The organism is Pseudomonas sp. 20-5, assembly GCF_056782835.1.
Map to the genome: position 1 here is coordinate 4,652,147 of NZ_CM165584.1, position 24,083 is coordinate 4,676,229.

Genomic DNA, 24,083 nt, shown 5'->3' on the forward strand with positions numbered 1-24,083 from the left:
CAAACGCACGGCTTAAGGAGCCCAGATGCATACCTTCTTCATCGCCCCGACCGGTTTCGGCGTCGGCCTCACCTCGATCAGCCTCGGCCTGCTTCGCGCCCTGGAACGCGCCGGGCTGAAGGTTGGCTTCTTCAAACCCATCGCCCAACTGCATCCCGGCGACCTCGGCCCGGAGCGCTCCAGCGAACTGGTGGCGCGCACCCACGGCCTGGATACGCCGAAGCCGCTGCCGCTGGCCCAGGTCGAGCGCATGCTCGGCGACGGCCAACTGGACGAACTGCTCGAAGAGATCATCAGCCTCTACCAGCGCGCCGCCGCCGACAAGGACGTGGTGATCGTCGAAGGCATGGTACCGACCCGTCACGCCAGCTACGCCGCGCGGGTCAACTTCCACCTGGCGAAGAGTCTCGACGCCGAGGTGATCCTGGTCTCCGCGCCGGAAAACGAGACGCTCACCGAACTGACCGACCGTATCGAGATCCAGGCCCAGCTGTTCGGCGGCCCGCGCGACCCGAAGGTACTCGGGGTGATCCTCAACAAGGTCCGCGGCGAGGCCGACGCGGCCAACGCCGAGGACGGCGTGGCGGACTTCGCCCGGCGCCTCACCGAACACTCGCCGCTGCTGCGCGACGACTTCCGCCTGATCGGCTGCATTCCCTGGCAGGACGAACTCAACGCCGCGCGCACCCGCGACATCGCCGACCTGCTCAGCGCACGGGTGATCAACGCCGGCGACTACGAGCAGCGCCGGGTGCAGAAGATCGTGCTATGCGCCCGCGCCGTGCCCAACACCGTGCAACTGCTCAAGCCCGGCGTGCTGGTGGTGACCCCCGGCGACCGCGACGACATCATCCTCGCCGCCAGCCTGGCCGCGATGAACGGCGTACCCTTGGCCGGCCTGCTGCTGTGCAGCGACTTCCCGCCCGACCCGCGGATCATGGAACTCTGCCGCGGCGCCCTGCAGGGCGGCCTGCCGGTTCTGTCGGTGGCCACCGGCTCCTACGACACCGCGACCAACCTGAACCGGATGAACAAGGAAATCCCGGTGGACGACCGCGAGCGCGCCGAGCGGGTCACCGAGTTCGTCGCCGGGCACATCGATTTCGAATGGCTCAAGCAGCGCTGCGGCACGCCGCGCGAGCTGCGCCTGTCGCCGCCGGCGTTCCGCTACCAGGTGGTGCAACGCGCGCAGAAGGCCGGCAAGCGCATCGTCCTGCCCGAGGGCAGCGAGCCGCGCACCGTACAGGCGGCGGCGATCTGCCAGGCGCGCGGCATCGCCCGCTGCGTGCTGCTGGCCAAGCCGGAAGAGGTCCAGGCGGTGGCCCAGGCCCAGGGCATCGTGCTACCGGAAGGCCTGGAGATCATCGACCCTGACCTGGTGCGGCAGCGCTACGTCGAACCGATGGTCGAGCTGCGCAAGGGCAAGGGGCTGAACGCGCCGATGGCGGAGCAGCAACTGGAGGACAGCGTGGTCCTGGCGACCATGATGCTTGCCCTGGACGAGGTCGACGGCCTGGTCTCCGGCGCCATCCACACCACCGCCAGCACCATCCGCCCGGCGCTGCAACTGATCAAGACCGCGCCCGGCTACAACCTGGTGTCGTCAGTGTTTTTCATGTTGTTACCGGACCAGGTGCTGGTCTACGGCGATTGCGCGGTGAATCCCGATCCTTCGGCCAGTGACCTGGCCGAGATCGCCGTGCAGAGTGCCGCGTCGGCGCAGGCTTTCGGCATCCCGGCACGGGTCGCGATGATCAGCTACTCCACCGGCGACTCCGGTTCCGGGGTGGATGTCGACAAGGTTCGCGAGGCCACCCGCCTGGCGCGCGAGCAGCGCCCCGACCTGTTGATCGACGGACCCTTGCAGTATGATGCCGCCGCCATCGCCAGCGTCGGCCGCCAGAAGGCGCCGAACAGCCCGGTGGCCGGGCAGGCCACGGTGTTCATCTTCCCCGACCTGAACACCGGCAACACCACCTACAAGGCGGTGCAGCGCAGCGCCGATTGCGTCAGCGTCGGGCCGATGCTGCAAGGCCTGCGCAAACCGGTGAACGACCTGTCGCGCGGCGCGCTGGTGGAAGACATCGTCTACACCATCGCCCTCACCGCCATCCAGGCGGACGCCCAGGCCCCGGCCTGAAGGAACGCCGCCCAGTGGGCGGCACTGGCTTCGGCCAGGCACGAGGATGTGCCATGTGAACGGCGGGACCACGCCCCGCTCCACGCGCCCGGCCCTGGCCGGGCGCCTACGTACAAGGACTCCTTGATGCTGTCGTTTCTCCCCCATTTCCTGCGCGGCTCCCTGGCCGGCCTGCTGCTGGTGTCCAGCACCCTGTGCTGGGCCTGCCTGCTGTTCGGCATGACCCTGGTCAAGCTGCTCCTGCCGTTCGCCGCCGCCCAGCGCCTGTGCAGCAAGATCATGAGCCTGATCGCCGAAGGCTGGATCGCCTGCAACAAGGGCTGGATGAACCTGGTCCAGCGCACCCGCTGGAACGTCCAGGGCCTGGAGGGCCTGGAGTACCAACACTCCTACCTGGTCACCAGCAACCACCAGAGCTGGGTCGACATCCTCGTCCTGCAATACCAGTTGAACCGACGCATCCCGCTGCTGCGCTTCTTCCTCAAGCAGGAACTGATCTGGGTCCCGATCATCGGCCTGTGCTGGTGGGCCCTCGATTTCCCCTTCATGAAGCGCTACAGCAAGGCCTACCTGGCCAGGCACCCGGAGAAGAAAGGCCAGGACCTGGCGACCACGCGCAAGGCCTGCGCCAAGTTCAGCCGCATCCCGGTAGCGGTGTTCAACTTCCTCGAAGGCACCCGTTTCACCCGCGCCAAGCACGACGAGCAGCAGTCGCCGTTCCGCCACCTGCTCAAGCCCAAGGCCGGCGGTATCGCCTTCGTCCTCGACGCCATGGGCGAGCAATTGAAGACCCTGGTCAACGTGACCATCCACTACCCGGACGGCAGCCCGACCTTCTGGTGCCTGCTTTCCGGACGCCTGAAGGACGTCGTGGTGCGCTTCGAGGAACTGGAGATTCCGCGCCAGTTCGTCGGCAAGAGCTACGACCAGGACGCCGGCTACCGCGCGGAATTCCAGCAATGGGTCAACCAGCTGTGGGAGCGCAAGGACCAGTTGCTCGACAGCCTGCACCGCGAGTTTCCCGGTAACGCCAAGGCTTAGGACGAAGAGCGCCGACCAGCGCCCATGAAAAAGCCCGCCGAATGGCGGGCTTTTTCGTCCAGGCCGCGATCAGTACTGCGGCTGGGTCTGCGCCGGGCCCTGGGCGCCCGGAACCGGTCGCAGGTTGACCTCGACGCGCCGGTTCTGCGCGCGACCGTCGGCAGTGGAGTTGCTCGCGATCGGCTGGTCCGGGCCCATGCCGCGGGTGCTCAGGCGGGTGCCGTCGACGCCCTGGGCGGTCAGGTAGCCGGCCACGCTCTGCGCACGACGCTGGGACAGGTCCATGTTGTGCTGGCGGCTGCCGGTGCTGTCGGTGTAGCCGACGATCTCGATGGTGTTCTGGTTGTACTGCTTGAACGAGTTCGCCAGGTTGTTCAGCGGCGCGTAGAAGCTCGGGGCGATGTTCGCCGAATCGGTGGCGAAGGTGATGTTGCCCGGCATGATCAGCTTGATGTCGTCACCTTGGCGCTGCACTTCCACGCCGGTGCCTTCCATCTGCCGACGCAGCTCGGCTTCCTGCTTGTCGGCGTAGTAGCCATAACCCGCGGCGGCCGCGCCGGCAACGGCAGCGCCGATCAGCGCGCCCTTGCCACGGTTGTTGTGGTCGATCGCAGCGCCGGCGACGGCGCCGGCCAGCGCACCCAGTCCGCCGTACTTGGCCGTCTTGCTCATGCCACCCTGGCTTTGGCTTTGCGTGTCGTAGGGGTTGTTGTTGGCACAACCGGCGAGCAGCGCCAGTGCGGTGACGGCTGCGGCCAGAGGCAGGCAACGGGAGGTGAACATGGGAAAACTACTCCTCGAGGTACTGAAACGCCCCTGCGTGAGGGGCGGCCGATATCTTAGAGCATAGCCAAGTGGCAAAATTCCCGATGCTCGGAAAAATCCTTTTCAGCCCCTGACGAAGGGGTTCTCGCGCATCTCTTCGCCCAGCGTGGTGTCCGGGCCATGGCCGGCGACCACCGTGGCGTCCTCGTCGAGGCTGTACAGGCGCTGCCGGATCGAACGCTGGATCGCCGCCGAGTCGCCGCCCCACAGGTCGGTGCGGCCGATGCCACGGCGGAACAGGGTGTCGCCGGCGATCAGCAGCTTCGCCCGGGGGAACCAGAAACTCATCGAGCCCGGCGTATGCCCCGGCGTGTGCAGTGCCACTCCGCAACCGCAGGCCAGTTCCTCGTCGTCGGCCAGCCAGCGGTCCGGGGCCGGCACCGGCGTGTAGGGCACGCCGAACAGTTGGCACTGCATCTCCAGGTTGTCCCAGAGGAACTGGTCGTCCTTGTGCAGGTGCAGGCTGGCGCCGGTGCGCTTCTTCATCTCGCCGGAGGCTAGGAAGTGATCCAGGTGCGCGTGGGTATGGATGATGCTGACCACCTGCAGGCCGAGGCGGTCGAGGCGCTGCAGGATCATTTCGTGGTCGCCGCCCGGATCGACGACGATGGCCTTCCTGGTCAGCGGATCGCCAATGATGGTGCAGTTGCACTGCAAAGGCCCGACGGGAAAGGTTTCGCGGATCAGCGCGGGGGATGTCGACATGCAAGACTCCGATCACGGTCGGCGCGGCAAGCGCGCCATGGATTTCTATGAAACGCCAAGCATGGCACATCCATCCGCTGCCGAGGATCGCCGGCGTCGGCTCAGGGCGCTTCGCGGTAGTCGCTGGGCAGCTTGCCGGTCCACTTGCGAAACGCCCGGCGGAAGTTCGACGAATCGTTGAAGCCGAGCAGCAGGGCGATCTCGTACAGCGGTAGCTGGGTGGTGGTCAGGTATTGCAGGGCCAGGCGCTTGCGCACATCGTCGAGGACCTGCTGGTAGGTGGTGCCCAACGACGACAGGTGCCGGCGCAGGCTGCGCCCGCTGGTGTGCAGTTCGCGGGCGGCCTGTTCGAGATCGGGGAAGTCGCCGGGACGCGCCAGCAGCAGGCGGCGCACACGGGTCAGCAGGCCTTCCTGGACGTCCAGGGTGGCCAGCAGCGCCTCGCACTGCTGCTCGCACATCTGCACCGTGGCCGGGTTGGCCAGCGCCATCGGTCGTTCCAGGTACTCGCTGGGCATGCTCAGCCAGTGCCAGGGCTGCTCGAACTCCGCGGCCACCCCGAACACCTCGGCGTAGCGCCGGGCATGGGCCGGCGGCGGATAGGCGAAGCCGACCCGCACGTCCTGCAACGGCTCGCCGACCAGGAAGCAGGCGATGGAATACAGCGTCGCCATCAGGCCCTCGGCGGCGAACACCGAGGCGGCGCCCAGCGGCATCGACTCCACCGCGCGCAACTCGGCGCGGCCGTCATCGAGCACCAGTTCCAGTTCGTAGGCCAGGCCGAGCACCCGGTAGTACTTGAGGGCGAACTGGATGGCCTTGCCCAGGTTGGCGCTGGACAGCACCGCGTAGCCGAGGATGCCGTGGGCGGAGACGTTCAGGCGCTGGCCGAGCACCAGCCCCAGCGCCGGCTCGCCGCACAGGGCCTGGGCGCTGTAGGTGAGCTGGTTGAAGTCGAGGAAGGACAGGCGGCCGTTCGGGCTGTCCAGCACCTCGGGACGCACCCGCGCAGCGTCGAACAGCGCCTGGCGGGATACGCCGTACTCCGCGACAAGATCGAGGAGTGCCTCGGCATAGGCCACCGGCACCAGTTCGGCGGTGAAATTGAGCGGTTGTTTCATGGCTGTTTATTGTTCTGACCGCTGGCCGGATATGACCGGAAAGTTGGCAGAAGATAACCTTGTGAGGCTATCCCCCGCAAGCGATAGTCGATCCCATGGTCCTTCACCATCACAGGGAGCCGCTATGGCCAGCACCACCCCCGAAGGTCTGGAGATCCGCCCGCGTCATCTGGACTTCGACCTGCCCGATCCGATGCCGCGCCATTGGCACAGCGGCGACGCTTTCAAGACCCACATGTTCAACGCCATGTCGGTGCTGTTCCCCGATGGCGAGCGCTTCTTCATCGACTCCGTGCGCCACTACCGCGAACGGGTCGAGGACCCGGCGCTGAAGCAACAGATCCGTGGCTTCATCGGCCAGGAAGGCCACCACAGCCGCGAGCACCTGGTCTACAGCGACCGCCTGCGCGCCCTCGGCTACGACATCGACCGCCTGGAAGGCGGCGCCAAACGGCGCATCCGCTTCGCCCAGCAGAAACTGCACCCGTCGCGGCAACTGGCGGCCACCGCGGCCCTGGAGCACCTCACCGCGATCATGGCCGACGGCCTGCTGAGCAACCCCAGGTGGCTGGAAGGCGCCGACCCGACCATGGCCCGCCTGTGGCGCTGGCACGCACTGGAGGAAACCGAGCACAAGGCGGTGGCCTACGACGTGTTCATGCTGGTCAACGGCAAGGCCAGGCTGCGCCGCCGGGCGATGGTCCAGGGCACCTTCTTCTTCGCCCTCGACACCACCAAGGGCCTGGTCCACATGCTCAAGCGCGACGGCCTGCTGTGGAACTTCAAGGTCTGGCGCGACGGCATCAAGTGGCTGTGGGGCAAGGACGGCGTGTTCCGCTCGCTGGTGGGCGTGTACCTGGACTTCTACAAGAAGGACTTCCACCCCTGGCAGCACAATAACCTGCACCTCATCGAGCAGTACCGCGACCAATTCGAACCGGAACCGAAGGCCGCCTGACCCTCCTCGCCGCCCCTCCGCGCCGCGAGAGGGGCATGCATCGCTTCCCTGCCCTGCCTGGTATTTCGGCCTTTCGTCCACGCATTAAAAAGCCCGCGACTGACCAGCGCGGGCTTCTTCATGAAGGCCTGGGATCAGGCCATCAGGAAGCGCAGTGCATCCGCCGCGGTCTGCTCGGGAATCTCCTCCATGGGGATATGCCCGACGCCCGGATAGGTCTTCACCTGGATCCCCGGCAGGTCGCGTTGCCACAGCGGTACATGCTTCGGCGAGATCCAGCGGTCGCGTTCGCCCCACATCAGCAGGGTCGGCGCGACGATCCGGGCGATGCGTTCGCCGGAGGTGCCGAGCTCCTCGCGGTTGACCTTCAGCAACACGCGGAAGATCTCCATCATGCCCTTGCGGTTGCCCGGGCGGCGGCTCAGATCGTAGTAGCGGTCGACCACCCCCGGCTTGATCCGCCCCGGCTCGCCATAGACTTCCTTGATGCCCTGGGCGATCAGCGCTCGCGGCATCCACAGCGGCATCGCCAGGGTCGAGCCGGGCAGCGCCGCCGAGGCGATCATCCACGGCACCTTGCGCATCTGGTAACCGGCCGGGTCGATCAGCACCAGCCGCTCCACCCGCTGCGGCTGCGCCAGGGCGAAGTTCCAGGCGATATAGCCGCCCAGGGAGTTGCCGGCGATCGAGGCCTTGTCGATCTTGAGGAAATCGAGCAACTGGCCGAGGATCGCCACCATGCGCTCGCCAGAGTAACGGCTGTCACGCCCCGGCCCGGTCAGGCCGAAGCCCGGTACGTCGAAGCGCACGATGCGGAAGTACGGCGACATCGCCTTCACCCAGTCGTCCCAGGTGTGCAGCGAGGCCACTACGCCGTGGATCATCACCAGTACCGGCTTGTCGCGGCTGCCTTCGTCGCGGTAGTGCAGCGGGAAACCGTCCAGCTCGATGAAGCGCGAGCCGCTGGACGGTGCGGCGTAGCGTTCGCGCAACGACTCCAGCGAGAGAGAGCCGAAGCCCAGGCGGGCGAATCCGACCGCCAGCGGCGGTTGCAGCAGATAGGGTGTCGCGGACATGGACGCACGTCTCCCGTCTTGTTGTTATGACAGGGCATCAGAGCATGGCCACGGCGGGCTGCGAGCCCAACCTAGGTTCTGTAGGCGCGAGCGGCGACTGCCCGGCTGTTACCCTTGCAGTCTCGTCGGAGCCTGGGTGCTGGGACAGAGCGTACCCACCAGCAGGTCACCGAGCACCCGCTTGACCCGCGGCAGCTCCAGCGGGTCGCTGGCATTGAGCAGCTCCAGCGAAGCCGCCTCCATCGCCCAGATCAGCACCCGGTAGGTCAGCGCATCGTGGGCCGCGCCCTGGGCGCCCAGGCGCTCGGCCCACAGCTCGATAATCTTCAGGTGCGCGCGCTGCCGGTGCGCCGCCAGCGGCGAGCCGGCATGCAGGGCCTCCTCCTGCATCATGCGAATGATCGGACCGACCGCCAGGTGGTAGTCGAAGAACAGCGAGACCATCGCCCGCAACCAGTCCTCGTCGCTGCCGGCCTCGCTGCGCAGCCCGCCGAAGCGCGCCAGCAGCAATTGCACGGCGCTGTGGTAGATGCTTTCCAGCACCTCCAGCTTGCCGGCGAAATACTTGTAGAAAGTCCGCCGCGAGACCCGCGCCGCCTCCAGCAAGTCGTTGACCGTGGTCTCGGCGATCCCCTTGCGGGTGAACACCGGGATCGCCGCGAGCTGGATGTTGGTTCGTTGCAGATGCCCCACCAGCGGCCCCTCGCCCTGCGCCGCCTGGCGCGCCAGCGCGCCGTAGCCGCCGAGATCCTCGAATACCGCCTGCAAGCCGTCCCACTGCGCCGTTGCCATCCCGTCCGCCCCAATCGAAGCGCGGGGTGACGGCGGCCCCGGCCATCGCTAACCTAGGCCGATCCACGCGCCCCGCAAGGAAAGTCCGTGCCGACCCTATCACGCCGCCTGCTCTGGCCGCTGGCCATCCTTTTACTGGTTCTCGGCCGCCCGCTCGCGGCCGCCGACCTCTACTACCTCGGCCAGCGCATCCCGGACATCCAGAAGCCCTGGGACAGCCACGACTACCAGGTGCTGATCGACGCCCTGAAGAAGATCGAGGAAACCCAGAAGAACGCCCTGCCGCGACGCAGCGGCGAATTCACCGGGCCGCTCTACCTGCGCATGGTCAGCGAGGAAAACTTCCGCCCGCAGCTGAACATCTACAGCCCCCTGGAGATCCGCCAGAACGAGGCCCGCGAAGTACTGTTCAAGCTCAAGGAGCTGATGCGCCTGTACTTCGATTTCCGCGCCGCCAAACAGCCCTACGGCGCCGAGGCGCTGGGCCTGATGAGCTACTCGCTGCGCGAGCAGTCGATCCTGTTCACCCTCACCGTCGAATTCTGGATGACCCTGTCCCAGGCCGAGCAGCGCAACCCCGCGCGCCTGCAGGGCATGCAGGAAACCAAGGCGGCCGCGGCGATGCTCACCGGCAGCGCCCTCGACTACCTCGGCCTCACCGCCCAGTTCGAGCGCCAGGACCTGGTGCTCTACTCCGCCGAACTGGCCAAGGAAATGCCCGAGCTGTTCATCCACCTGCCCTCCCCGGTGCGCGCCCAGTTGCTGGAACGCATCGCCGCTTTCGCCAAGGACCACCCTTACCCCGAGGTCCGCGACAACATGCGCGACCTGCAACCGGTGTTGCAGGCGATCCAGGCCGACGTGGAAAAACAACTGGCGCCCGGGCGGAACGCCAAGGCACCGGACAAACCCCTGGACCTGAGCCCGCCTCCGGAGGGGAAACCCAGCGGCGTCAAAGGTTTATGAGCGGCGGATTGGACTCTCGCAGCCCTTTGCCGTAGACTGGTCGTCGACCTGTCAAGGTTTTGGGGCCGATTAGGATTCGACGCCGGTAACAAAACTTGAGGGGCATGCCGAGCTGGTAGCAGAACTCGTAAATTCGCTGCTGCAAACTTATAGTTGCCAACGACGACAACTACGCTCTAGCTGCTTAATGCGGCTAGCAGTCGCTAGGGGATGCCTGTAAACCCGAAACGACTGTCAGATAGAACAGGATCGCCGCCAAGTTCGCTGTAGACGTAACGGCTAAAACTCATACAGCTCGCTCCAAGCACCCTGCCACTCGGGCGGCGCGGAGTTAACTCAGTAGAGCTGGCTAAGCATGTAGAACCGATAGCGGAGAGCTGGCGGACGGGGGTTCAAATCCCCCCGGCTCCACCATCAACCACACAAGAGCTTGATTTCATAGGCTTTTGTGCTCAGTCTACCGGCCGTTCCAGGCCGGTGTGACACTGAGGTGTGACACTCATGTGGGGCATCGCTTCGGTGCCCAGCATGAAACCCTCCCCCTCCTACCTCACACGCAACCGACACGGAACCTTCTACTTCCGCATCGTGATTCCACGACCATTGCGAGCCTTGCTCCATGGCCAGCGAGAAGTCAGACGTACCCTGAAAACAGACAGCGAAAGGCTGGCGCGTAAGCGTGCCCGGCAATACGTCGCACGCTACGAAGCCGTCTTTGACAAGGTAGTGAACATGGTTGAGCGTGATGAACTCGGCCTAACCGAGGCCGACTACAAAGAGCTAATGGGGCTTGTATCGGATACCAAGCCTGCACCGGATTTCTCCAGTCCGCAGGACGAGAGCCGATTAGCGGAGCCCATACTTTCCAATCAAGAAATCGAAGCCCGCCAACGACGCAGGGAAGTAGAGCGCCTGCTGACTGGAGCCTATGGCCGCCCAATACCAGCCGAATTAGAGCAGATGGCGCAACGACTGCTAGAGCTTTCCCGCACCTACCAATCGACAGAGCTACGAGCCATCCTGCCAAAGCTCCGAGATCAGCTGGCGCTGAGCGGTTTTGCCTCCGCAGCTCCAACCTTGACTACACAGAGGCCTGACTTTGATCCTGCAATAGCAGAATGGACTCTCTACGACGTATGGAAACACCAGCTTGAACGGGACAAAGCCGATACCTCAGAGAAAGGCGGGCAAGCAAACCACGGAGGCACCTATGAAGAGAGCGAGCGCCGGGCTCGCGTGATGACCGTACTTACGCAGCACAAGGCCGTATCCCAGCTGACTAAACGAGACTGGCAGGCTGCTTACGACGCTGCGCGCAAGGTTAAAGTCCACGCTATTGCATCCCTTAATCCCCCAACCCCTGTAGATGACCTGACAACTGACACGCCAGAGCAGATGCTTGGGCACGAGGCGACAAGAGCCCTAATCGGCGCTATGAAAGACATTCAAAAACACGCCGCTAGCATCCTCGATCTAACGACTATCACTCCAGATGACTTAGTCATTAAACCTATTCAGGAAAGGAAAACAGTTCGTACGCGAGGCGGTAAGGCCTTCTCGAAGACAGATGTTGAAGCGATATTTTCTGGTTATATCTATCGCGGAGCACTACCAGCTAACAGAACCAAAGCATATCCTTTCTGGTTCTGGCTTCCACTTGTAGGCTATTTCACCGGCGCCCGCACTAATGAAATAGCACAACTGGATACTGCAGATATTCGAGAGATTGACGGCTACCCTTGCTTCGACTTTTGTCCCGATGCTCCAGGGGCCTTTGAAGCGAAGCGAGTTAAAACAGAGGAAGCGCGGCAGGTTCCCATTCATCCACAACTTATTGAATTAGGGTTCCTTGACTACGTCGAGAGCCAGCGAAAAGCCAAACAGAAAAAGCTCTTTGGGGACGGCCTTGCTTACCTGCCTCCTCGAAATGAAGATCTCGACCACAACAAAGAAGGGTGGGCCAAGAGCGCCAGTAAATTTTTCAACGAAGCCCCTAAAGGTTATCTCGTCGAGATAGGCGTACATAAAGCGCATGATGGCAAAAGCCTGTATTCATTTCGGCACACACTTGAGACCAACTTGCGGCATGCTCGACGCGATGGAAAACCGAATGCAGAACAGCACATAATTGATTCAATTACAGGCCATGCCACAGAAGAACAGCAAAACACCTTTATAGACAAAACCGTAACAGATGCAATATCCGGGAGAGCCGCCAGGGACATGGGCGAATTACATTATGATGAGGGCGCTGCAATCAGGCATAAGCTGGAAGCACTGAAATTACTCCCAATACCAGAAGCAATTCAGCGGCTAACCAGCTACCAAGTAGACTTTGTTGAGCGCTTTGGAGAAAAGCTCACCAAGAGCATCAAAAGCCATCGAGACAGACGACCAAGAACAATATAAAAATGAAGCCCACCTAAGTGTGGGCTTCATAGAAATCACGCCTTCAACAAATAATGCTCTCCATCTAAAAGCTCTATAACCCTCAGAGCGAGATCATGCATTAAACAAATAGTAGCTTCCTCATACTCACTATACTCATTCAGAGTATTTATAAAGACCCCATTACCATGCGCAATTTCATTTCTACGCCCAACCAAAGTCTTTATCCTGACGCGATGATTATCCAATTCACCACAAACCAAGCCAATCTTGGAAGACTCACGCTCAAAAATATTTGGCCACAGATTGCTTTCAGTTTTAAGTCGAAAATCCTCTGGAAATTCTGCTTTATCAGTCAGCAACGCAGCAAGTTCATCATTAAAGAAGCGCAGCAACGAGGCGCTATCCATCCTGCCCCTCAGCTCTTTGAAATCTTTCTCCATTGCAATCAAAGAAAAGTTCTCAGCAAGTTTACCTTTAGGAATACACTTCGACTGAATATGATCAAAAACTGTATCCCAGCAAAACTTAGTGAAACCTTCATAATGTGCATAAAGAATAGCCCACATTGCCCGCAATATACTCTTTCTTGATACACTCCCTTCTGGCGCAGTAATTGCCAAGCGCTTTAGAGAGGCCAATTCGGCCTCCCTCCACTTGAGATCATCCTCAATTGATTGATCAAAGCTCATTAGGCGGCCACAATCGCTTGAGCAGTCAGATTAATTCGAGCTCTCATTTTTTCTCTAGAGTTCGCGCCTGGCCCGGTGACGGCCCTAAAATCGCCCCCCTGAATAAGCTCAGAAACTGCTCTACGCAAAACCTCGGGAGCTTTATCCTTTACACGATCAAACTCAGAGTAGAAGGCAATTGCGATTGCCTCAAAGTATGCAGGAGGCAGAGAGCCCACAGGAGCATCGCCTCGATGCCGCAAAAACGCAGCATCGCCCAATTTTGCCCGAACGATAGCTAGAGTCTGGATAAAAGCTGCTTCCTCCTTCTCATAATCAAATGGAAGCGCCTCTAGCAGTATCCCCTCCATATAATTATCAAGCCAGTCTCTGACACTACCCTTAAATTCATCAATATAGTTCTTCACGGCAAAGAAACGCAAAACAAGCTCCTCTGCTGCTTTTTTATCTTTATCTTGCTGAGCAAGGAACTCTGCACAAGCAGCAAAATCCTCACTCTCAGACAGGCGCACCAAGAAGTTATAAAACTTGATACCTGCCTCACCTACCATCCTAGCAGAGCAATTTCGAATTTCTTGCGGCTCAAGATTCGAGCCACCTGTATTCAGGCGCTTGAACATTTCATAGCGCAAGAAACCTTTACTTTGCTTTTTAATAACAACAACCCTGATAGGCGAACGCTTTAATCGCAACCGAAGAGAAAGCGGCAAATCAGCAAAGGACAAATTATTGAGACCACGAATGAGCGAACAGCCATCCAAGACAAGAGGCTCTAACTCAATACTCTGCGGCTCCATGAATTGGAGTATTGTACTAACTCGCTGCAAGCCATCTATCAACTCTAGAACACCATCCGGATTCTCAATGACAAAAATCTGAGGAACGGGCAACTCCAAGAGAATGGACTCAATCAGATGAGATTTTTGCTGATTCGACCAACGGAATAGACGCTGATACTCTGGCTGAATTACCAACTCTTTATTGACATGCAAATTAGCAATCTCGCCAAAGGTCATATCAAAGGAATCTGTCCGAACCTCGCCAACTGCTGCGGCGATTTCTTCTTCCAGCAGTAAATTAGTCATACAAGCTTCCTTTTGCTTAATTGTCGGCTAACGACGGACTAGCCCCCCCAACCGATCGGCCAGCCCAGCCAGTGATTAAAGGCAGATCATATCCGCCAAACCCTGCAAGGCATACCCACATCGGTGTAGCGATAAGGCATGCCCAATTCACCACAACAGCCTAGCCAGACAAGGCGGATAGTACGGCACAGACGCTCATAGTTAAGGCCTGTGTGAGTTCGGCTCAATGGACATACCAGCTCACATTAGAGACTCCTCCAACCCCCGGCCTCGCCGGGGGCACCGCCTCCGTCGGTTATCGGTGTCTGCGTGCGTATTCCGCCTCGAACAGCGACAGCAGGGAGCCGGTGATGCGGCAGATGCTTTCACCGGGTTCTTCGGTTTCGTCGAGCAGGTCGAGGACGCTCAGCGTTCCGATCGCCGACTCCAGACGGGTGCGGGCGGTGTCGAACAGATCTTCGCTGGCTGCGCTGCAGTCCAGGTAGAGGGTGGCGCAGCCGGGATGCTGGTTGCATTGCGAGGTGCGTCGCAGGGGGATGAAGGTGGAAGGGGACTGTGCGGTGACGGTTTTGCCCGGACAAGGTGCCGCTCCGGCAAGGTGCGAAGCGCTTCACAAAATGCCAAACAGAGGGCGAGCGCATCCCATCGCCAACACGCAATCGCCTTGAATGGCCGCTTCGATTCCTCGTCATGCGGGGATGCCGTGCCCGGCTCCAGCGCATCGCCACCCACACCGGAAACCCTATGCCCTGCCGCGTTCTCCTGCTCATCCTGGCCCTGACGCCCGCCCTCGCCTCCTCCGCCACCCTGGACGAACGCCTGGGCGACCTTGAACACGCCTTCAAGCCCGACCTCGACGGGACGACAAGCGCAAAGCCGGCCAGCCCGTCGCCGGAGCGGTTCAAGCTGGCGCCGCTGGGTAGCGTGGTGCGCAAGAAAGAGTGCGCGACATCGAGCCTACCGGACGAGCAGTCCAGCTGCGCGGCGCTGGAGTTCTGCACGGACTGCGCACAGTAAGGTGGAGCGCCGGCAATCTCACTTGGCGAACAACTGGCCCATGTCGCGGAAGCTCTTGAACTCCAGCGCGTTGCCGCAGGGGTCGAAGAGAAACAGCGTGGCCTGCTCGCCGACCTGGCCCTTGAAGCGGATGTAGGGCTCGATCACGAAGCGGGTGCCGCGCTGCTGCAGGCGTTCGGCCAGGGCGTGCCAGTCGTCCCAGGCGAGGACCACGCCGAAGTGCGGCACCGGCACGTCGTGGCCGTCCACCGGGTTGCTGCCGGCGTGGCGCTGGGAGTCGGTCTGCGGGTGCTGGTGGATGACCAACTGGTGGCCGAAGAAGTCGAAGTCGACCCAGTGCTCGGCGGAGCGGCCTTCGCTCAGGCCGAAGACCTCGCCGTAGAAGCGCCGGGCGGCGGGCAGGTCGTGGACAGGGATGGCGAGGTGGAAGGGCATCAGGCTCATGGCGCGGTTCCTCTGTGGGTGTGCCGGGATTATTTGCCGTGCCGATTTCGATGGAAAGCGCATAATATTTCGCCTGAGCAACACTTTTTTCGAGGCTTGGATGATCCGCGAACTCCGCACCCTGGTCGCCGTGGCGCGCCGGGGCTCCTTCGCCGCGGCGGGGGAACAGGTGGGGCTGACGCAGTCGGCGGTGAGCGCGCAGATCCGCGCGCTGGAACGCAGCGTCGGCGTCGAGTTGTTCAAGCGCACACCGCGCGCGGCGCACCTGAACGAGGTCGGGCGGCAGGCGGTGCGTACGGCCGAGCAGATCCTCACGCTGTTCGACGGCATCGGCCAGGGCGACAGCCCGCGCGGACGCCTGCGCATCGGTGCGGTGAACACGGCGCAGACCGGGCTGCTGCCGGAGGTGCTCAAGCGCCTCGCCGAACAGGCGCCGCACATCGAGCCGCAGGTGGTGCCGGGCGTCTCGCTGCACCTGCTGGACCAGGTGGACGCCGCCGAACTGGACCTGGCGATCCTCATCCGCCCGCCGTTCAACCTGCCGCGCGGGCTCTCCGCGCAACGGGTCGAGCGCCAGCCGTTCGTGCTGATCGCGCCGCCGCAATGCACCACGACGGATGCGCTGGAATTGCTGCGCACGCAACCGTTCATCCGCTACGACCATGTGTCCTTCGGCGGTCGCCTGGTGGGCGATTTCCTCGAGGCGCAGCAGCTCAGGCCGCGCCAGGTGATGGAGCTGGATGAGATCGACGCGATCGCGCGGATGGTGGAGAACGGTCTCGGCGTGGCGCTGCTGCCCCGGGCCGGGCTGTGGCTACGCGAGCCGGCGCGGGTACGGGTGATCGAACTGGGCGCGCTGGAATTCCAGCGCGAGCTGGTGATGGTCAGCCGCAGCGGTTCGGCGCAGGACGACCTGGTCGGTGAATTCCGCCGCGCCCTGCTGGCCGAGACGGCGGCTCAGGAGGCCGCGCCGACCACCGCGTAGCGCGGCGCCGGGCGCGCCAGCTCGCCGAGGAAGGTCCACAGGCGTTCGGCCTCGCCGGGTAGCGGCAGGCGGCGACGGATCAGGGTGTAGCGCAACGGCACGTCGAAGCGCTGGCCGCCGGCGCGCACCAGGCGACGGCTGGCGAGGTCCTCGCGGACCAGGGTATGCGGCAGCCAGGCGACGCCCAGGCGCGACTGGGCGAAGAAGCGCAGCCCCTCGGTCTGGCTGGAGCTGTGATGGCGCTGGAGGAACAGGCCGCTGTCGCGCAGCAGCGGTTCCAGGGCCCAGCCCAGGTGGCATTCCTCGGAGTAGCCGAGGAACGATAGCGCTTCGGTCTGCAGGCGGTCGAGGTTGAACAACGGCTGGCCGGCGGCGTCCGGCGCGCAGACCGCCACCAGTTGTTCGTGGCCAAGCTCCAGGCGCTGGAACTCGGCTTCGCTGTCGATGCCCAGGCGGCGCGACACCGCCTCGCCTTCGTCGAGCAACGCCACCACGTAGTCTACCGAGCCGTCGCGCAGGCGCGACAGGCATTGCGGCAGGTAATCGCAGTCGACGCTGAACTTGGCGCTGCGGAAGTCCGCCTGCAGACGCGGAATCCAGTGCGGGAAAAACACCGAGGAGAGGATGTGCGGGGCGCAGAAACGGATGCGCCGCTGGGCGTCTTCGTCGCGCTCGCGGATCGACTGGCGCAGGTTGTCCAGGGCGCGCACCGCGTCCTGCGCCACGCCTTGCAACTGGCGGCCGGCCTCGGTCAGTTCGAGGGCGTGCTTGTGGCGCTCGAAGACCGGCGCGCCGAGCCAGTGTTCCAGGGTCTGGATACGCCGGCTGAGCCCGGACACGGAGACATGGCACTCCTGCGCCGCACGGCTGAAGCTCTTGATCCGACAGAGGACGAGGAAGTCCTTGAGCATCACCAGGTCGATCATCGTTGCGCGTTCCTCAACGGTCGGGCGTTTTCAGTCTACTTCGCGCGGCGGTGCCTGTTGCAAGGCTAAAGTTCGGTTTGTTTTGCCGATTTGGCAAGCAGCTCGTCGACTCCCGCAAAACAGACCGGGAAAAGCGGCCCACAGTAGTGAGGTCGCGCTTTTCCAGCCATCGACCCGCCCGAGCATCGTGGCCGGGCGGGTCCGCCACGAGGACAGGACCATGCAGACATCCCCCGCTCCGGCCATCGTCGCCGGCGGCGCCTACCAGCCGGTGGTGCTCCACGCCGGCATCGCCTACGTCAGCGGCCAGTTGCCGCGCCAGCACGGCGAGCTGCGCTGGACCGGCAAGGTCGGCAGCGAACTCGACCTGGAACAGGCCCGCCAGGCCGCCCGGCTCTGCGCGGCGCGCTGCCTGCAGGCGCTGGAGGAGGCGCTGGGCGGCCTGCAACGGGTCGAGCGGCTGCTCAAGGTGACCGGCTACGTCGCCAGCGCGGCGGGTTTCGTCCAGCAGCCGGCGGTGATCGATGCCGCCAGCGAATATTTCGACGAGGTGCTCGGCGCGCGCGGCGGCCACGCCCGCGCCGCCGTCGGCGTGGCCGAGCTGCCGCGCGGCGCCGCGGTGGAGGTGGAACTGATCGCGGCGGTGCGGCCATGAGCGCGCTCTTCCCCGCCGCCCCCGACGCCTTCGGTGCCGACGAACTGCTGCGCCTGCGCCGCGAGACCCCGGCCTGGGGCAGCTACGCGCACTTCGCCCATGGCTCCGCCAGCCTGCCGCCGCAGGTGCTCTACGACGCCCTCGACAGCTGGCTGGAAGCCGAGCGGCGCTGGGGCGTGCAGCGCGCCGCCGAGCATTTCGCCGAGCCCTTGCTGGCGGTCCGCGACAGCGTCGCGCGAGTGCTCGGCACCCAGCCACGGCACATCGCCCTGCTCGACTGCGCCAGCCGCGCATGGTCGGTGGCCTTTGCCGCGGCCCTGGCCGCCCATCCACGGATACGGGCGATCAGCAGCTTCGACGAATACGGTTCCAACAGCCTGTGCCTGCTCGCCGCGCGCCAGCAGCGCGGGCTGGAGCTGCGCCTGATCGACGCACGCGGCGACGCCGCACAGCTGTTGCAACGGCTCGACGAGCAGTTGCACGACCTCGCCCCCGGCCAGACGCCGCTGCTGTCGCTCAGCGCGGTGCCCACCGGGCATGGCGCGGCTACCGCGCTGGAGGGCGTGGCCGAGCGCATCCGCGCCCATGACGGGCTGTTCTTCCTCGATGCCAGCCATGCGGTCGGCCAGTTGCCGCTGGCGGTGGAGGCGATCGGCTGCGACGTGCTGGTGTTCCCGCCGCGCAAGTGGCTGCGCGGGCCGAAGGGACTCGGCGTGCTCTATCTCGGCGAACGTGCCCTGGAGCGCCTGGCCCTGCCCGACGGGCTGGACGTCGGCGGCGCGCAATGGAGCGACGCCTTCGCCCTGCAGGCACGGGATGACGCGCGGCGCTTCGAATGCTCGGAGTTCAACCCGGGGCTGCGCCTGGCGCTCAAGGCCAGTTGCGACTACCTGTTGCAGACCGACGTCCGGCGCATCGCCCGGCGTAACCGCCAGTTGCGCGAACGCATCGCCCAGCAGCTCTACCGCCGGCTCGGCTGGACGCCACTGGAACAAGGGCCGCACGCCAGCGCGTTGATGACCTACGCAGCCCCCGAACTGAGCGGCGAGCAATGGCTGAAGCGCCTCCACGCGCGCGGCGTGAACGCCTCCTACATCGGCCCGCAGTATGCCCGCTGGGCGCTGCGCGAGCAGGCGCTGCCGGGGGTACTGCGCCTGACTCCGCACTACCTGACCGACGACGGCGAGATAGAGCGCCTCGGCGAGGCCCTGGAGGATTGCCTGCGACAGCGCGCCGCCAGTTGAGCGACCTTGCGCGAATGGCAACGTTGCGCCGCCGTGCCGGCGGTTGGCGCAACGCCGGGCGATTTGCGCAAGGTCTTTGTGCCGGCGGCAACGAGCGTTGCCGAATGCGCCGCGCACGGCCGCCGCCATGCGGTTTAAATCCCTCTCGTAGAACAACGCATAACGATCCCGCCAGCGACATCTTTCACCTGCCTGAGACACCGACGACTTTCGACGCCCTGGGCAGCCTTTCGGTCCCCCGCGGACCGCTCCGCCCTCAATGGAATGATGAATGGAGGAAAGACGATCATGACCGGATCCCGGAAAACCCTGATTCTCGGATGCGCCTCCACCGGCGCCAAGTTCACCCCGCGCAACCACGCCGCCACCGGCGACCGCCTGCTCGACAGCATCTGCACCGGCGCCACCATCCGCACCGCCCCTGGCGAACTGCTGGACGAAGCGCGCCAGCTCTACGAGATGGGTTGCCGCTACTACCACTATCACGCGCGCAACCCGCTGACCCAGGAACAGACCACCGACAACGACATCTACCAGGCGGTCAGCCGCGCCCTGCAGAACCGCTTCCCCGACCTGATGTTGAGCTTCGGCGCCAGCCGCAACGGCAGCGAGGTGCAGGAGAACATCCGCCGCTTCGGCGAGTGGGAGCGGGTCAGCCACTGCGCCATCCCGCTGCACCTGGGCGGTGCGCACTTCGTGACGATCCAGGCGGCCATCGAATTGCAGGTGATCTGCGAGCTGGAGAAGCAAAGGCGCAAGCTCGACCTCGACTATGCCTCCAGCCCGGCCTTCCTCGCCGACCTGCGCGACTACCAGCCGTCGACGGCGCTGGAAAGGGCCGAGTTGCAGACCCACTCCACCAGCAAGGGCGCCGACTACGGGGTGACCTCGCCGATGACCCAGTTCCAGGTCTACCGCAACGCCATCCAGGCGCGCCAGAAGCTCGGCCTGTTCCACGAGGTGGAGTGGGTGCAGCATGTGCGCAGCTACGCCATGACCCGTTTCGCCGTGGAGCACCCGCGCCTGCGCCTGGGCGGTTCCGGCCAGTTGAACGTGATCCTGCTGTTCGGCTTCTCGCCACGCCTGCCGTTCCCGGAGACCTACCAGCAGTTCCGCGCGGTGATCGAGAGCGCCAAGAGCCTGGAGTACGACATCGGCGAACCCGGCGTGCGCAAGCGCAAGGTCAGCATCACGGTCGGCGCGGCGGTGATGCCGCAGCATGCCGCGCAGCACTTCCGGCCGCTCGACGTCGGCCCTCGCGCCGGCACCCCGCTCTGCGCGGTGCGCCGGCTGGCCGCCTATGCCGCGCAGGCGGACAGCCAGGTCGACGTGCTGCGGGTCGGCATGGAGGACACGCCCTACGCGGTGGACGATGACGGCCAGGTGACGCTCAGCGACAACTGCCAGTTGCTGCGCCAGGCTCTCGACGAACTGCGCGCCAACGGCGCCGAGGCCGAGCTCGACGGCGAACGGATCTTCCAGCGCATGGGCATGGAACGCACCCTCGGCGAATACCTGTCGCTGCAGCGCCTGCATCCGCTCGGCGAAGCCAACTTCACCCTCGCACGGGAGTTCGTCCAGTGACCGCCGCCCTCGCCGCGAACCCGACCCAGCGCTACCGCTGGGTCATCCTGCTGATCGCCACCTTCGCCCAGGCCTGCGCCTGCTTCTTCGTCCAGGGCATCGGCGCGATCGCCGTGTTCATCCAGAACGACCTGCAACTCTCGTCGCTACAGATCGGCCTGCTGGTGTCGGCGGCGCAGCTGGTGCCGATCGTCGGCCTGCTGGTGGCCGGCGAGCTGCTCGACCGCTACTCCGAGCGGCTGGTGGTCGGCCTCGGCACGCTGATCGTCGCGCTGGCCCTCTGCGCCTCGCTGTGGGCCACCGACTACCTGACCATCCTGCTGTTCCTGGTGGTCGTCGGCGCCGGCTACAGCACGGCGCAGCCGGGCGGCAGCAAGTCGGTGTCACGCTGGTTCGCCAAGACCCAGCTGGGCTTCGCCATGGGCATCCGCCAGGCCGGGCTGCCGCTGGGCGGCGCGCTGTCCGCCGCGCTGCTGCCATACCTGGCGGGGATCTACGGCTGGCGCAGCGCATTCCTCGCCGGCGGCCTGGTAGCGTTCCTCGGCGCGCTGGCCTTCATGCTCTTCTACCGCACCCCGCCGGACGCCCCCGCGCCCGGCGCGAACCCCGCCGAACGCGACCTGGGCGCGGTGGTGAAGTCGCGGCTGGCGATGATCACCGACCCGGCGATGAAGAACATCGTCTGTTCCGGGGTGGCGCTGATCTCGGTGCAGTACGGCATCCTGGTGTTCACCGTGCTCTACCTGCACGAGACCCTGGAGATCGGCATCGGCATGGCCGCGACCCTGCTGTTCGTCGCCCAGGGCAGCGGCGTCGCCGGGCGCATCCTGCTGGCCGCCTGGAGCGACCGCTGCCGCGCCGGGCGCTACTTCCCGGTGATGGTCTGCCTCGGCGCGGTGATCCTCGGCCTGCTGGCGCTGGTCCTGCTGCCCCTGCAATCACCGTTGGGGATGGGCCTGGTAGTGGCCTGGCTGGGCTTCTTCGGCTTCGGCTGGTACGGTCCCTGGGTGGCCTATGTGGCGGATACCGCGCCGGTCGGCAAGACCGGCTTCGCCCTCGGCCTGGCGATGGCCATCAACCAGTTGGCGATCGTTCTCGCGCCGCCGGCGCTGGGGCTGCTCAAGGACTTCAGCCACAGCTTCGTCCCCGGCTGGCTGGCGCTCTGCCTGATGGCGGCGGTAGCCCTTGTGGTCACCGCCTGGAGCGGCCGCGGCCTGCCCACCGCGCTGCCACAGAAGCACTGAAGCGATGACGGCCACGGCCGAGGAGGCACGATGCGCGCGATCCTGTTCGATGTGTTCGGTACCCTGGTGGACTGGCGTTCCAGCCTGATCGAGCAGTTCCAGGCGTTGGAGCGCGAACTCGGCGGGACCCTGCCCTGCGTGGAACTGACCGACCGCTGGCGCCAGCAATACAAGCCGGCGCTGGACCGGGTACGCAACGGCCAGGCGCCCTGGCAGCACCTCGACCAGTTGCACCGGCAGAGTCTCGAGGCCCTGGCCGGAGAGTTCGGCCTGGCGCTGGACGAGGCCCTGCTGCAACGCATCACTGGCTTCTGGCACCGCCTGCGGCCGTGGCCGGACACGCTCGCCGGGATGCACGCGCTGAAGGCCGACTACTGGCTCGCCGCGCTGAGCAACGGCAACACCGCGCTGATGCTCGACGTCGCGCGGCACGCCGGGCTGCCCTGGGACATGCTGCTGTGCGCCGACCTGTTCGGCCACTACAAGCCCGACCCGCAGGTCTACCTCGGCGCCTGCCGCCTGCTCGACCTGCCGCCGCAGGAGGTGATGCTCTGCGCGGCGCACAACTACGACCTCAAGGCCGCGCGCGCCCTCGGCCTGAAGACCGCGTTCATCGCCCGGCCGCTGGAATACGGCCCCGGCCAGACCCAGGACCTCGCCGCCGAGCAGGACTGGGACCTGATCGCCAGCGACCTGCCGGACCTGCACCGGCAACTGGCGGCCTCGGCCTGACCGACTTCCTCCTTCCTGCCCCCTGAACCGCTCGCCCAACCCGCGCGCCACGGCGCGCCGGGAAAGGCGCGCGCAGCGCCGGCACGCGTCCGGCAGGAGCTTCGTCATGTCCGCGAAGGATACCCCGGCCCCCCAGGCCACCGAGCCCGGTCGCGCCCAGCCGGTCGAAGTCCCCGGTGGCGGCCACTGGTGGCGCCGCCTGCTGGCCTTCGCCGGCCCCGGCTACCTGGTCGCGGTGGGCTACATGGACCCGGGCAACTGGGCCACCGACGTCGCCGGCGGCGCGCAACTGGGCTACCTGCTGCTCTCGGTAATCCTGCTCTCCAGCCTGATGGCGATGCTGCTGCAGGCGCTGTCCGCGCGCCTGGGCATCGCCAGCGGCCTGGACCTGGCCCAGGCCTGCCGCGAACGCTACTCGCCGAGCACCTGCCGCCTGCTGTGGCTGGCCTGCGAGACGGCGATCATCGCCTGCGACCTGGCCGAGGTGATCGGCACCGCCATCGCCCTGAAGCTGCTGTTCGGCCTGCCGCTGGCCTGGGGCGCGTTGCTCTGCGTGGGCGACGCGCTGCTGGTGCTGGTCCTGATCGGACGTGGTCAGCGGCCGCTGGAGGCCTTCGTGGTGGCGTTGCTGACACTGATCTTCGCCTGCTTCGCGGTACAGTTGCTGCTCTCGCGTCCCGAACTCGGCGAGGTGCTCCAAGGGTTCTTGCCGAGCCCGCGGGTGCTCAGCGATCCGGCTGCCCTGTACCTGGCGATCGGCATCGTCGGCGCGACCGTCATGCCGCACAACCTCTACCTGCATTCCTCGCTGGTGCAGAGCCGCGCCTACCCACGCAGCCTCGCCGGCAAGCGCCAGGCGCTGCGCTGGGCGGTGGCCGACAGCAGCCTGGCGCTGACCCTGGCGCTGCTGGTCAACGCGGCGATCCTGATCGTCGCCGCCAGCGTGTTCCACCGCAACGGGCACACCGAAGTGGTCGATATCGAGCAGGCCCACGCGCTGCTCTCGCCATTGCTCGGCCTGGAACTCGCCTCGCTGCTGTTCGCCGTGGCGCTGCTCGCGTCCGGCCTCAACTCGACGGTCACCACCACCCTGGCCGGGCAGATCGTCATGGAGGGCTTCCTCCGCCTGCGCCTGGCGCCCTGGGCGCGGCGCCTGCTGACCCGGGGCGTCGCAGTGCTGCCGGTGCTGCTGGTGACCCTGCTCTACGGCGAGGACGGCACCGCGCGGCTGCTGATCTTCAGCCAGGTGATCCTGTCGATGCAGTTGCCGCTGGCGGTGATCCCGCTGCTACAGTTCGTTTCCGACCGGCGCCTGATGGGCCCGCTGGCGATCGGCGCCGGGACCCGGTGGCTGGCCTGGGCGGTAGCGCTGGCGATCGTCGGCCTGAACCTGCAACTGCTGGCCGACTTCGCGTTCGGCTGAGCATTGCTTGAGGGCACGCTGCGCGGTGCGGGACGCGCAC

Annotated in this window: 23 protein-coding genes and 1 other RNA gene; 14 read left to right on the forward strand and 10 right to left on the reverse strand. The window is 64.9% G+C overall.

Annotation, left to right across the window (positions count from 1 at the left end; all coding sequences use genetic code 11):
- Nucleotides 1-25: 25 nt before the first annotated feature.
- Nucleotides 26-2,140, forward strand: coding sequence for a phosphate acetyltransferase (gene pta, locus AC1RB9_RS21490; RefSeq protein WP_003114221.1), 2,115 nt, complete (start codon nucleotides 26-28; stop codon nucleotides 2,138-2,140).
- Between the two features lie 126 nt (nucleotides 2,141-2,266).
- Entirely contained in the window at nucleotides 2,267-3,181 is a 915-nt protein-coding gene (locus AC1RB9_RS21495) for an acyltransferase (RefSeq protein WP_003085811.1), read from the forward strand.
- Between the two features lie 69 nt (nucleotides 3,182-3,250).
- Here AC1RB9_RS21495 and AC1RB9_RS21500 read toward each other — a convergent pair whose 3' ends face one another.
- From AC1RB9_RS21500 to oruR, 3 genes are all read right to left on the reverse strand, one after another.
- The gene (locus AC1RB9_RS21500) at nucleotides 3,251-3,964 is read right to left on the reverse strand and encodes a YiaD family glycine zipper/OmpA-like lipoprotein (protein ID WP_003085808.1); all 714 of its coding nucleotides are present in this window, start codon (nucleotides 3,962-3,964) and stop codon (nucleotides 3,251-3,253) included.
- A 105-nt stretch (nucleotides 3,965-4,069) separates the two neighbouring features.
- Nucleotides 4,070-4,711: an MBL fold metallo-hydrolase gene (locus AC1RB9_RS21505; RefSeq protein WP_003454560.1), complete on the reverse strand. Its 642-nt coding sequence runs from the start codon at nucleotides 4,709-4,711 to the stop codon at nucleotides 4,070-4,072.
- A 101-nt stretch (nucleotides 4,712-4,812) separates the two neighbouring features.
- Nucleotides 4,813-5,832 (reverse strand): ornithine utilization transcriptional regulator OruR, encoded by a 1,020-nt coding sequence (gene oruR, locus AC1RB9_RS21510; RefSeq protein ID WP_003114220.1) that lies wholly within the window; start codon nucleotides 5,830-5,832, stop codon nucleotides 4,813-4,815.
- A gap of 124 nt (nucleotides 5,833-5,956) precedes the next feature.
- Between oruR and AC1RB9_RS21515 the strand changes: the two genes are divergently transcribed.
- On the forward strand, nucleotides 5,957-6,790 hold the full coding sequence (locus AC1RB9_RS21515) for a metal-dependent hydrolase (protein ID WP_003109433.1): 834 nt from the start codon (nucleotides 5,957-5,959) through the stop codon (nucleotides 6,788-6,790).
- Nucleotides 6,791-6,924: 134 nt separating this feature from the next.
- On the opposite strand, the gene AC1RB9_RS21520 is transcribed toward AC1RB9_RS21515, so the two are convergent.
- Together AC1RB9_RS21520 and AC1RB9_RS21525 are read right to left on the reverse strand one after the other, a co-directional pair.
- Entirely contained in the window at nucleotides 6,925-7,866 is a 942-nt protein-coding gene (locus tag AC1RB9_RS21520; RefSeq protein WP_003085798.1) for an alpha/beta fold hydrolase, read from the reverse strand.
- 108 nt (nucleotides 7,867-7,974) lie between these two features.
- Nucleotides 7,975-8,658 carry a TetR/AcrR family transcriptional regulator gene (locus tag AC1RB9_RS21525; protein WP_003454564.1) on the reverse strand — a complete coding sequence of 228 codons (684 nt, stop codon included), beginning with the start codon at nucleotides 8,656-8,658 and terminating at the stop codon, nucleotides 7,975-7,977.
- Between the two features lie 87 nt (nucleotides 8,659-8,745).
- Here AC1RB9_RS21525 and AC1RB9_RS21530 point away from each other — a divergent pair, with 87 nt between their 5' ends.
- From AC1RB9_RS21530 to AC1RB9_RS21540, 3 genes are all read left to right on the forward strand, one after another.
- Nucleotides 8,746-9,624 carry a hypothetical protein gene (locus AC1RB9_RS21530; protein ID WP_003109435.1) on the forward strand — a complete coding sequence of 293 codons (879 nt, stop codon included), beginning with the start codon at nucleotides 8,746-8,748 and terminating at the stop codon, nucleotides 9,622-9,624.
- A 61-nt stretch (nucleotides 9,625-9,685) separates the two neighbouring features.
- Nucleotides 9,686-10,038: a transfer-messenger RNA gene (ssrA, locus tag AC1RB9_RS21535) on the forward strand.
- A gap of 87 nt (nucleotides 10,039-10,125) precedes the next feature.
- Entirely contained in the window at nucleotides 10,126-12,033 is a 1,908-nt protein-coding gene (locus AC1RB9_RS21540; RefSeq protein ID WP_023130174.1) for a site-specific integrase, read from the forward strand.
- Between the two features lie 35 nt (nucleotides 12,034-12,068).
- Here the strand turns inward: AC1RB9_RS21540 and AC1RB9_RS21545 are convergent, their stop codons facing one another.
- The 3 genes from AC1RB9_RS21545 to AC1RB9_RS21555 all read right to left on the reverse strand — a co-directional run bounded on the left by AC1RB9_RS21545 (nucleotide 12,069) and on the right by AC1RB9_RS21555 (nucleotide 14,327).
- Nucleotides 12,069-12,704, reverse strand: coding sequence for an MAE_28990/MAE_18760 family HEPN-like nuclease (locus tag AC1RB9_RS21545; protein ID WP_023130175.1), 636 nt, complete (start codon nucleotides 12,702-12,704; stop codon nucleotides 12,069-12,071).
- Complete coding sequence (locus AC1RB9_RS21550; protein ID WP_003454574.1) at nucleotides 12,704-13,789, reverse strand: DUF262 domain-containing protein; 1,086 nt, start codon at nucleotides 13,787-13,789, stop codon at nucleotides 12,704-12,706. Before AC1RB9_RS21550 ends, AC1RB9_RS21545 begins: the two co-directional genes overlap by 1 nt.
- A gap of 295 nt (nucleotides 13,790-14,084) precedes the next feature.
- Entirely contained in the window at nucleotides 14,085-14,327 is a 243-nt protein-coding gene (locus AC1RB9_RS21555; RefSeq protein WP_043884955.1) for a hypothetical protein, read from the reverse strand.
- 206 nt (nucleotides 14,328-14,533) lie between these two features.
- Here AC1RB9_RS21555 and AC1RB9_RS21560 point away from each other — a divergent pair, with 206 nt between their 5' ends.
- The gene (locus AC1RB9_RS21560) at nucleotides 14,534-14,806 is read left to right on the forward strand and encodes a hypothetical protein (RefSeq protein ID WP_003454587.1); all 273 of its coding nucleotides are present in this window, start codon (nucleotides 14,534-14,536) and stop codon (nucleotides 14,804-14,806) included.
- An 18-nt stretch (nucleotides 14,807-14,824) separates the two neighbouring features.
- On the opposite strand, the gene AC1RB9_RS21565 is transcribed toward AC1RB9_RS21560, so the two are convergent.
- Entirely contained in the window at nucleotides 14,825-15,250 is a 426-nt protein-coding gene (locus AC1RB9_RS21565) for a VOC family protein (RefSeq protein ID WP_003114206.1), read from the reverse strand.
- A 100-nt stretch (nucleotides 15,251-15,350) separates the two neighbouring features.
- On the opposite strand from AC1RB9_RS21565, the gene AC1RB9_RS21570 reads away from it, so the two are divergent.
- On the forward strand, nucleotides 15,351-16,235 hold the full coding sequence (locus AC1RB9_RS21570; RefSeq protein ID WP_003454589.1) for a LysR family transcriptional regulator: 885 nt from the start codon (nucleotides 15,351-15,353) through the stop codon (nucleotides 16,233-16,235).
- Here the strand turns inward: AC1RB9_RS21570 and AC1RB9_RS21575 are convergent.
- Nucleotides 16,208-17,161, reverse strand: a complete 954-nt coding sequence (locus AC1RB9_RS21575) for a LysR family transcriptional regulator (RefSeq protein ID WP_003454591.1) — start codon at nucleotides 17,159-17,161, stop codon at nucleotides 16,208-16,210. The two genes, AC1RB9_RS21570 and AC1RB9_RS21575, sit on opposite strands and share 28 nt — an antisense overlap.
- A 220-nt stretch (nucleotides 17,162-17,381) precedes the next feature.
- Here AC1RB9_RS21575 and AC1RB9_RS21580 point away from each other — a divergent pair, with 220 nt between their 5' ends.
- The 6 genes from AC1RB9_RS21580 (at nucleotide 17,382) to AC1RB9_RS21605 (ending at nucleotide 24,043) form a co-directional block, all read left to right on the forward strand.
- Complete coding sequence (locus AC1RB9_RS21580) at nucleotides 17,382-17,816, forward strand: RidA family protein (protein WP_003116494.1); 435 nt, start codon at nucleotides 17,382-17,384, stop codon at nucleotides 17,814-17,816.
- Nucleotides 17,813-19,060, forward strand: a complete 1,248-nt coding sequence (locus tag AC1RB9_RS21585) for an aminotransferase class V-fold PLP-dependent enzyme (RefSeq protein WP_003454650.1) — start codon at nucleotides 17,813-17,815, stop codon at nucleotides 19,058-19,060. Before AC1RB9_RS21580 ends, AC1RB9_RS21585 begins: the two co-directional genes overlap by 4 nt.
- A 288-nt stretch (nucleotides 19,061-19,348) precedes the next feature.
- Nucleotides 19,349-20,644 carry a 3-keto-5-aminohexanoate cleavage protein gene (locus tag AC1RB9_RS21590; protein WP_003454652.1) on the forward strand — a complete coding sequence of 432 codons (1,296 nt, stop codon included), beginning with the start codon at nucleotides 19,349-19,351 and terminating at the stop codon, nucleotides 20,642-20,644.
- Nucleotides 20,641-21,888, forward strand: a complete 1,248-nt coding sequence (locus AC1RB9_RS21595) for an MFS transporter (RefSeq protein ID WP_003085654.1) — start codon at nucleotides 20,641-20,643, stop codon at nucleotides 21,886-21,888. The genes AC1RB9_RS21590 and AC1RB9_RS21595 overlap by 4 nt, the downstream gene beginning before the upstream one ends.
- 30 nt (nucleotides 21,889-21,918) lie before the next feature.
- Nucleotides 21,919-22,620: a haloacid dehalogenase type II gene (locus AC1RB9_RS21600; RefSeq protein WP_003454656.1), complete on the forward strand. Its 702-nt coding sequence runs from the start codon at nucleotides 21,919-21,921 to the stop codon at nucleotides 22,618-22,620.
- Between the two features lie 106 nt (nucleotides 22,621-22,726).
- A complete protein-coding gene (locus tag AC1RB9_RS21605) occupies nucleotides 22,727-24,043 on the forward strand; it encodes an Nramp family divalent metal transporter (protein WP_003454659.1) in 1,317 nt (438 codons plus the stop codon).
- Nucleotides 24,044-24,083 lie beyond the last annotated feature (40 nt).

Excerpts from the sequence above, each read along its gene's own strand:
- AC1RB9_RS21515 (WP_003109433.1), top strand. The coding sequence starts at position 5,957 with ATGGCCAGCACCACCCCCGAAGGTCTGGAGATCCGCCCGCGTCATCTG.
- AC1RB9_RS21570 (WP_003454589.1), top strand. The coding sequence starts at position 15,351 with ATGATCCGCGAACTCCGCACCCTGGTCGCCGTGGCGCGCCGGGGCTCC.
- AC1RB9_RS21545 (WP_023130175.1), bottom strand. The coding sequence starts at position 12,704 with ATGAGCTTTGATCAATCAATTGAGGATGATCTCAAGTGGAGGGAGGCC.
- AC1RB9_RS21560 (WP_003454587.1), top strand. The coding sequence starts at position 14,534 with ATGCCCTGCCGCGTTCTCCTGCTCATCCTGGCCCTGACGCCCGCCCTC.
- AC1RB9_RS21500 (WP_003085808.1), bottom strand. The coding sequence starts at position 3,964 with ATGTTCACCTCCCGTTGCCTGCCTCTGGCCGCAGCCGTCACCGCACTG.
- AC1RB9_RS21590 (WP_003454652.1), top strand. The coding sequence starts at position 19,349 with ATGACCGGATCCCGGAAAACCCTGATTCTCGGATGCGCCTCCACCGGC.
- AC1RB9_RS21600 (WP_003454656.1), top strand. The coding sequence starts at position 21,919 with ATGCGCGCGATCCTGTTCGATGTGTTCGGTACCCTGGTGGACTGGCGT.
- oruR (WP_003114220.1), bottom strand. The coding sequence starts at position 5,832 with ATGAAACAACCGCTCAATTTCACCGCCGAACTGGTGCCGGTGGCCTAT.
- AC1RB9_RS21575 (WP_003454591.1), bottom strand. The coding sequence starts at position 17,161 with ATGATCGACCTGGTGATGCTCAAGGACTTCCTCGTCCTCTGTCGGATC.
- AC1RB9_RS21505 (WP_003454560.1), bottom strand. The coding sequence starts at position 4,711 with ATGTCGACATCCCCCGCGCTGATCCGCGAAACCTTTCCCGTCGGGCCT.
- AC1RB9_RS21565 (WP_003114206.1), bottom strand. The coding sequence starts at position 15,250 with ATGAGCCTGATGCCCTTCCACCTCGCCATCCCTGTCCACGACCTGCCC.
- AC1RB9_RS21540 (WP_023130174.1), top strand. The coding sequence starts at position 10,126 with ATGTGGGGCATCGCTTCGGTGCCCAGCATGAAACCCTCCCCCTCCTAC.
- AC1RB9_RS21495 (WP_003085811.1), top strand. The coding sequence starts at position 2,267 with ATGCTGTCGTTTCTCCCCCATTTCCTGCGCGGCTCCCTGGCCGGCCTG.
- AC1RB9_RS21525 (WP_003454564.1), bottom strand. The coding sequence starts at position 8,658 with ATGGCAACGGCGCAGTGGGACGGCTTGCAGGCGGTATTCGAGGATCTC.
- AC1RB9_RS21520 (WP_003085798.1), bottom strand. The coding sequence starts at position 7,866 with ATGTCCGCGACACCCTATCTGCTGCAACCGCCGCTGGCGGTCGGATTC.
- AC1RB9_RS21580 (WP_003116494.1), top strand. The coding sequence starts at position 17,382 with ATGCAGACATCCCCCGCTCCGGCCATCGTCGCCGGCGGCGCCTACCAG.
- AC1RB9_RS21605 (WP_003454659.1), top strand. The coding sequence starts at position 22,727 with ATGTCCGCGAAGGATACCCCGGCCCCCCAGGCCACCGAGCCCGGTCGC.
- AC1RB9_RS21585 (WP_003454650.1), top strand. The coding sequence starts at position 17,813 with ATGAGCGCGCTCTTCCCCGCCGCCCCCGACGCCTTCGGTGCCGACGAA.
- pta (WP_003114221.1), top strand. The coding sequence starts at position 26 with ATGCATACCTTCTTCATCGCCCCGACCGGTTTCGGCGTCGGCCTCACC.
- AC1RB9_RS21550 (WP_003454574.1), bottom strand. The coding sequence starts at position 13,789 with ATGACTAATTTACTGCTGGAAGAAGAAATCGCCGCAGCAGTTGGCGAG.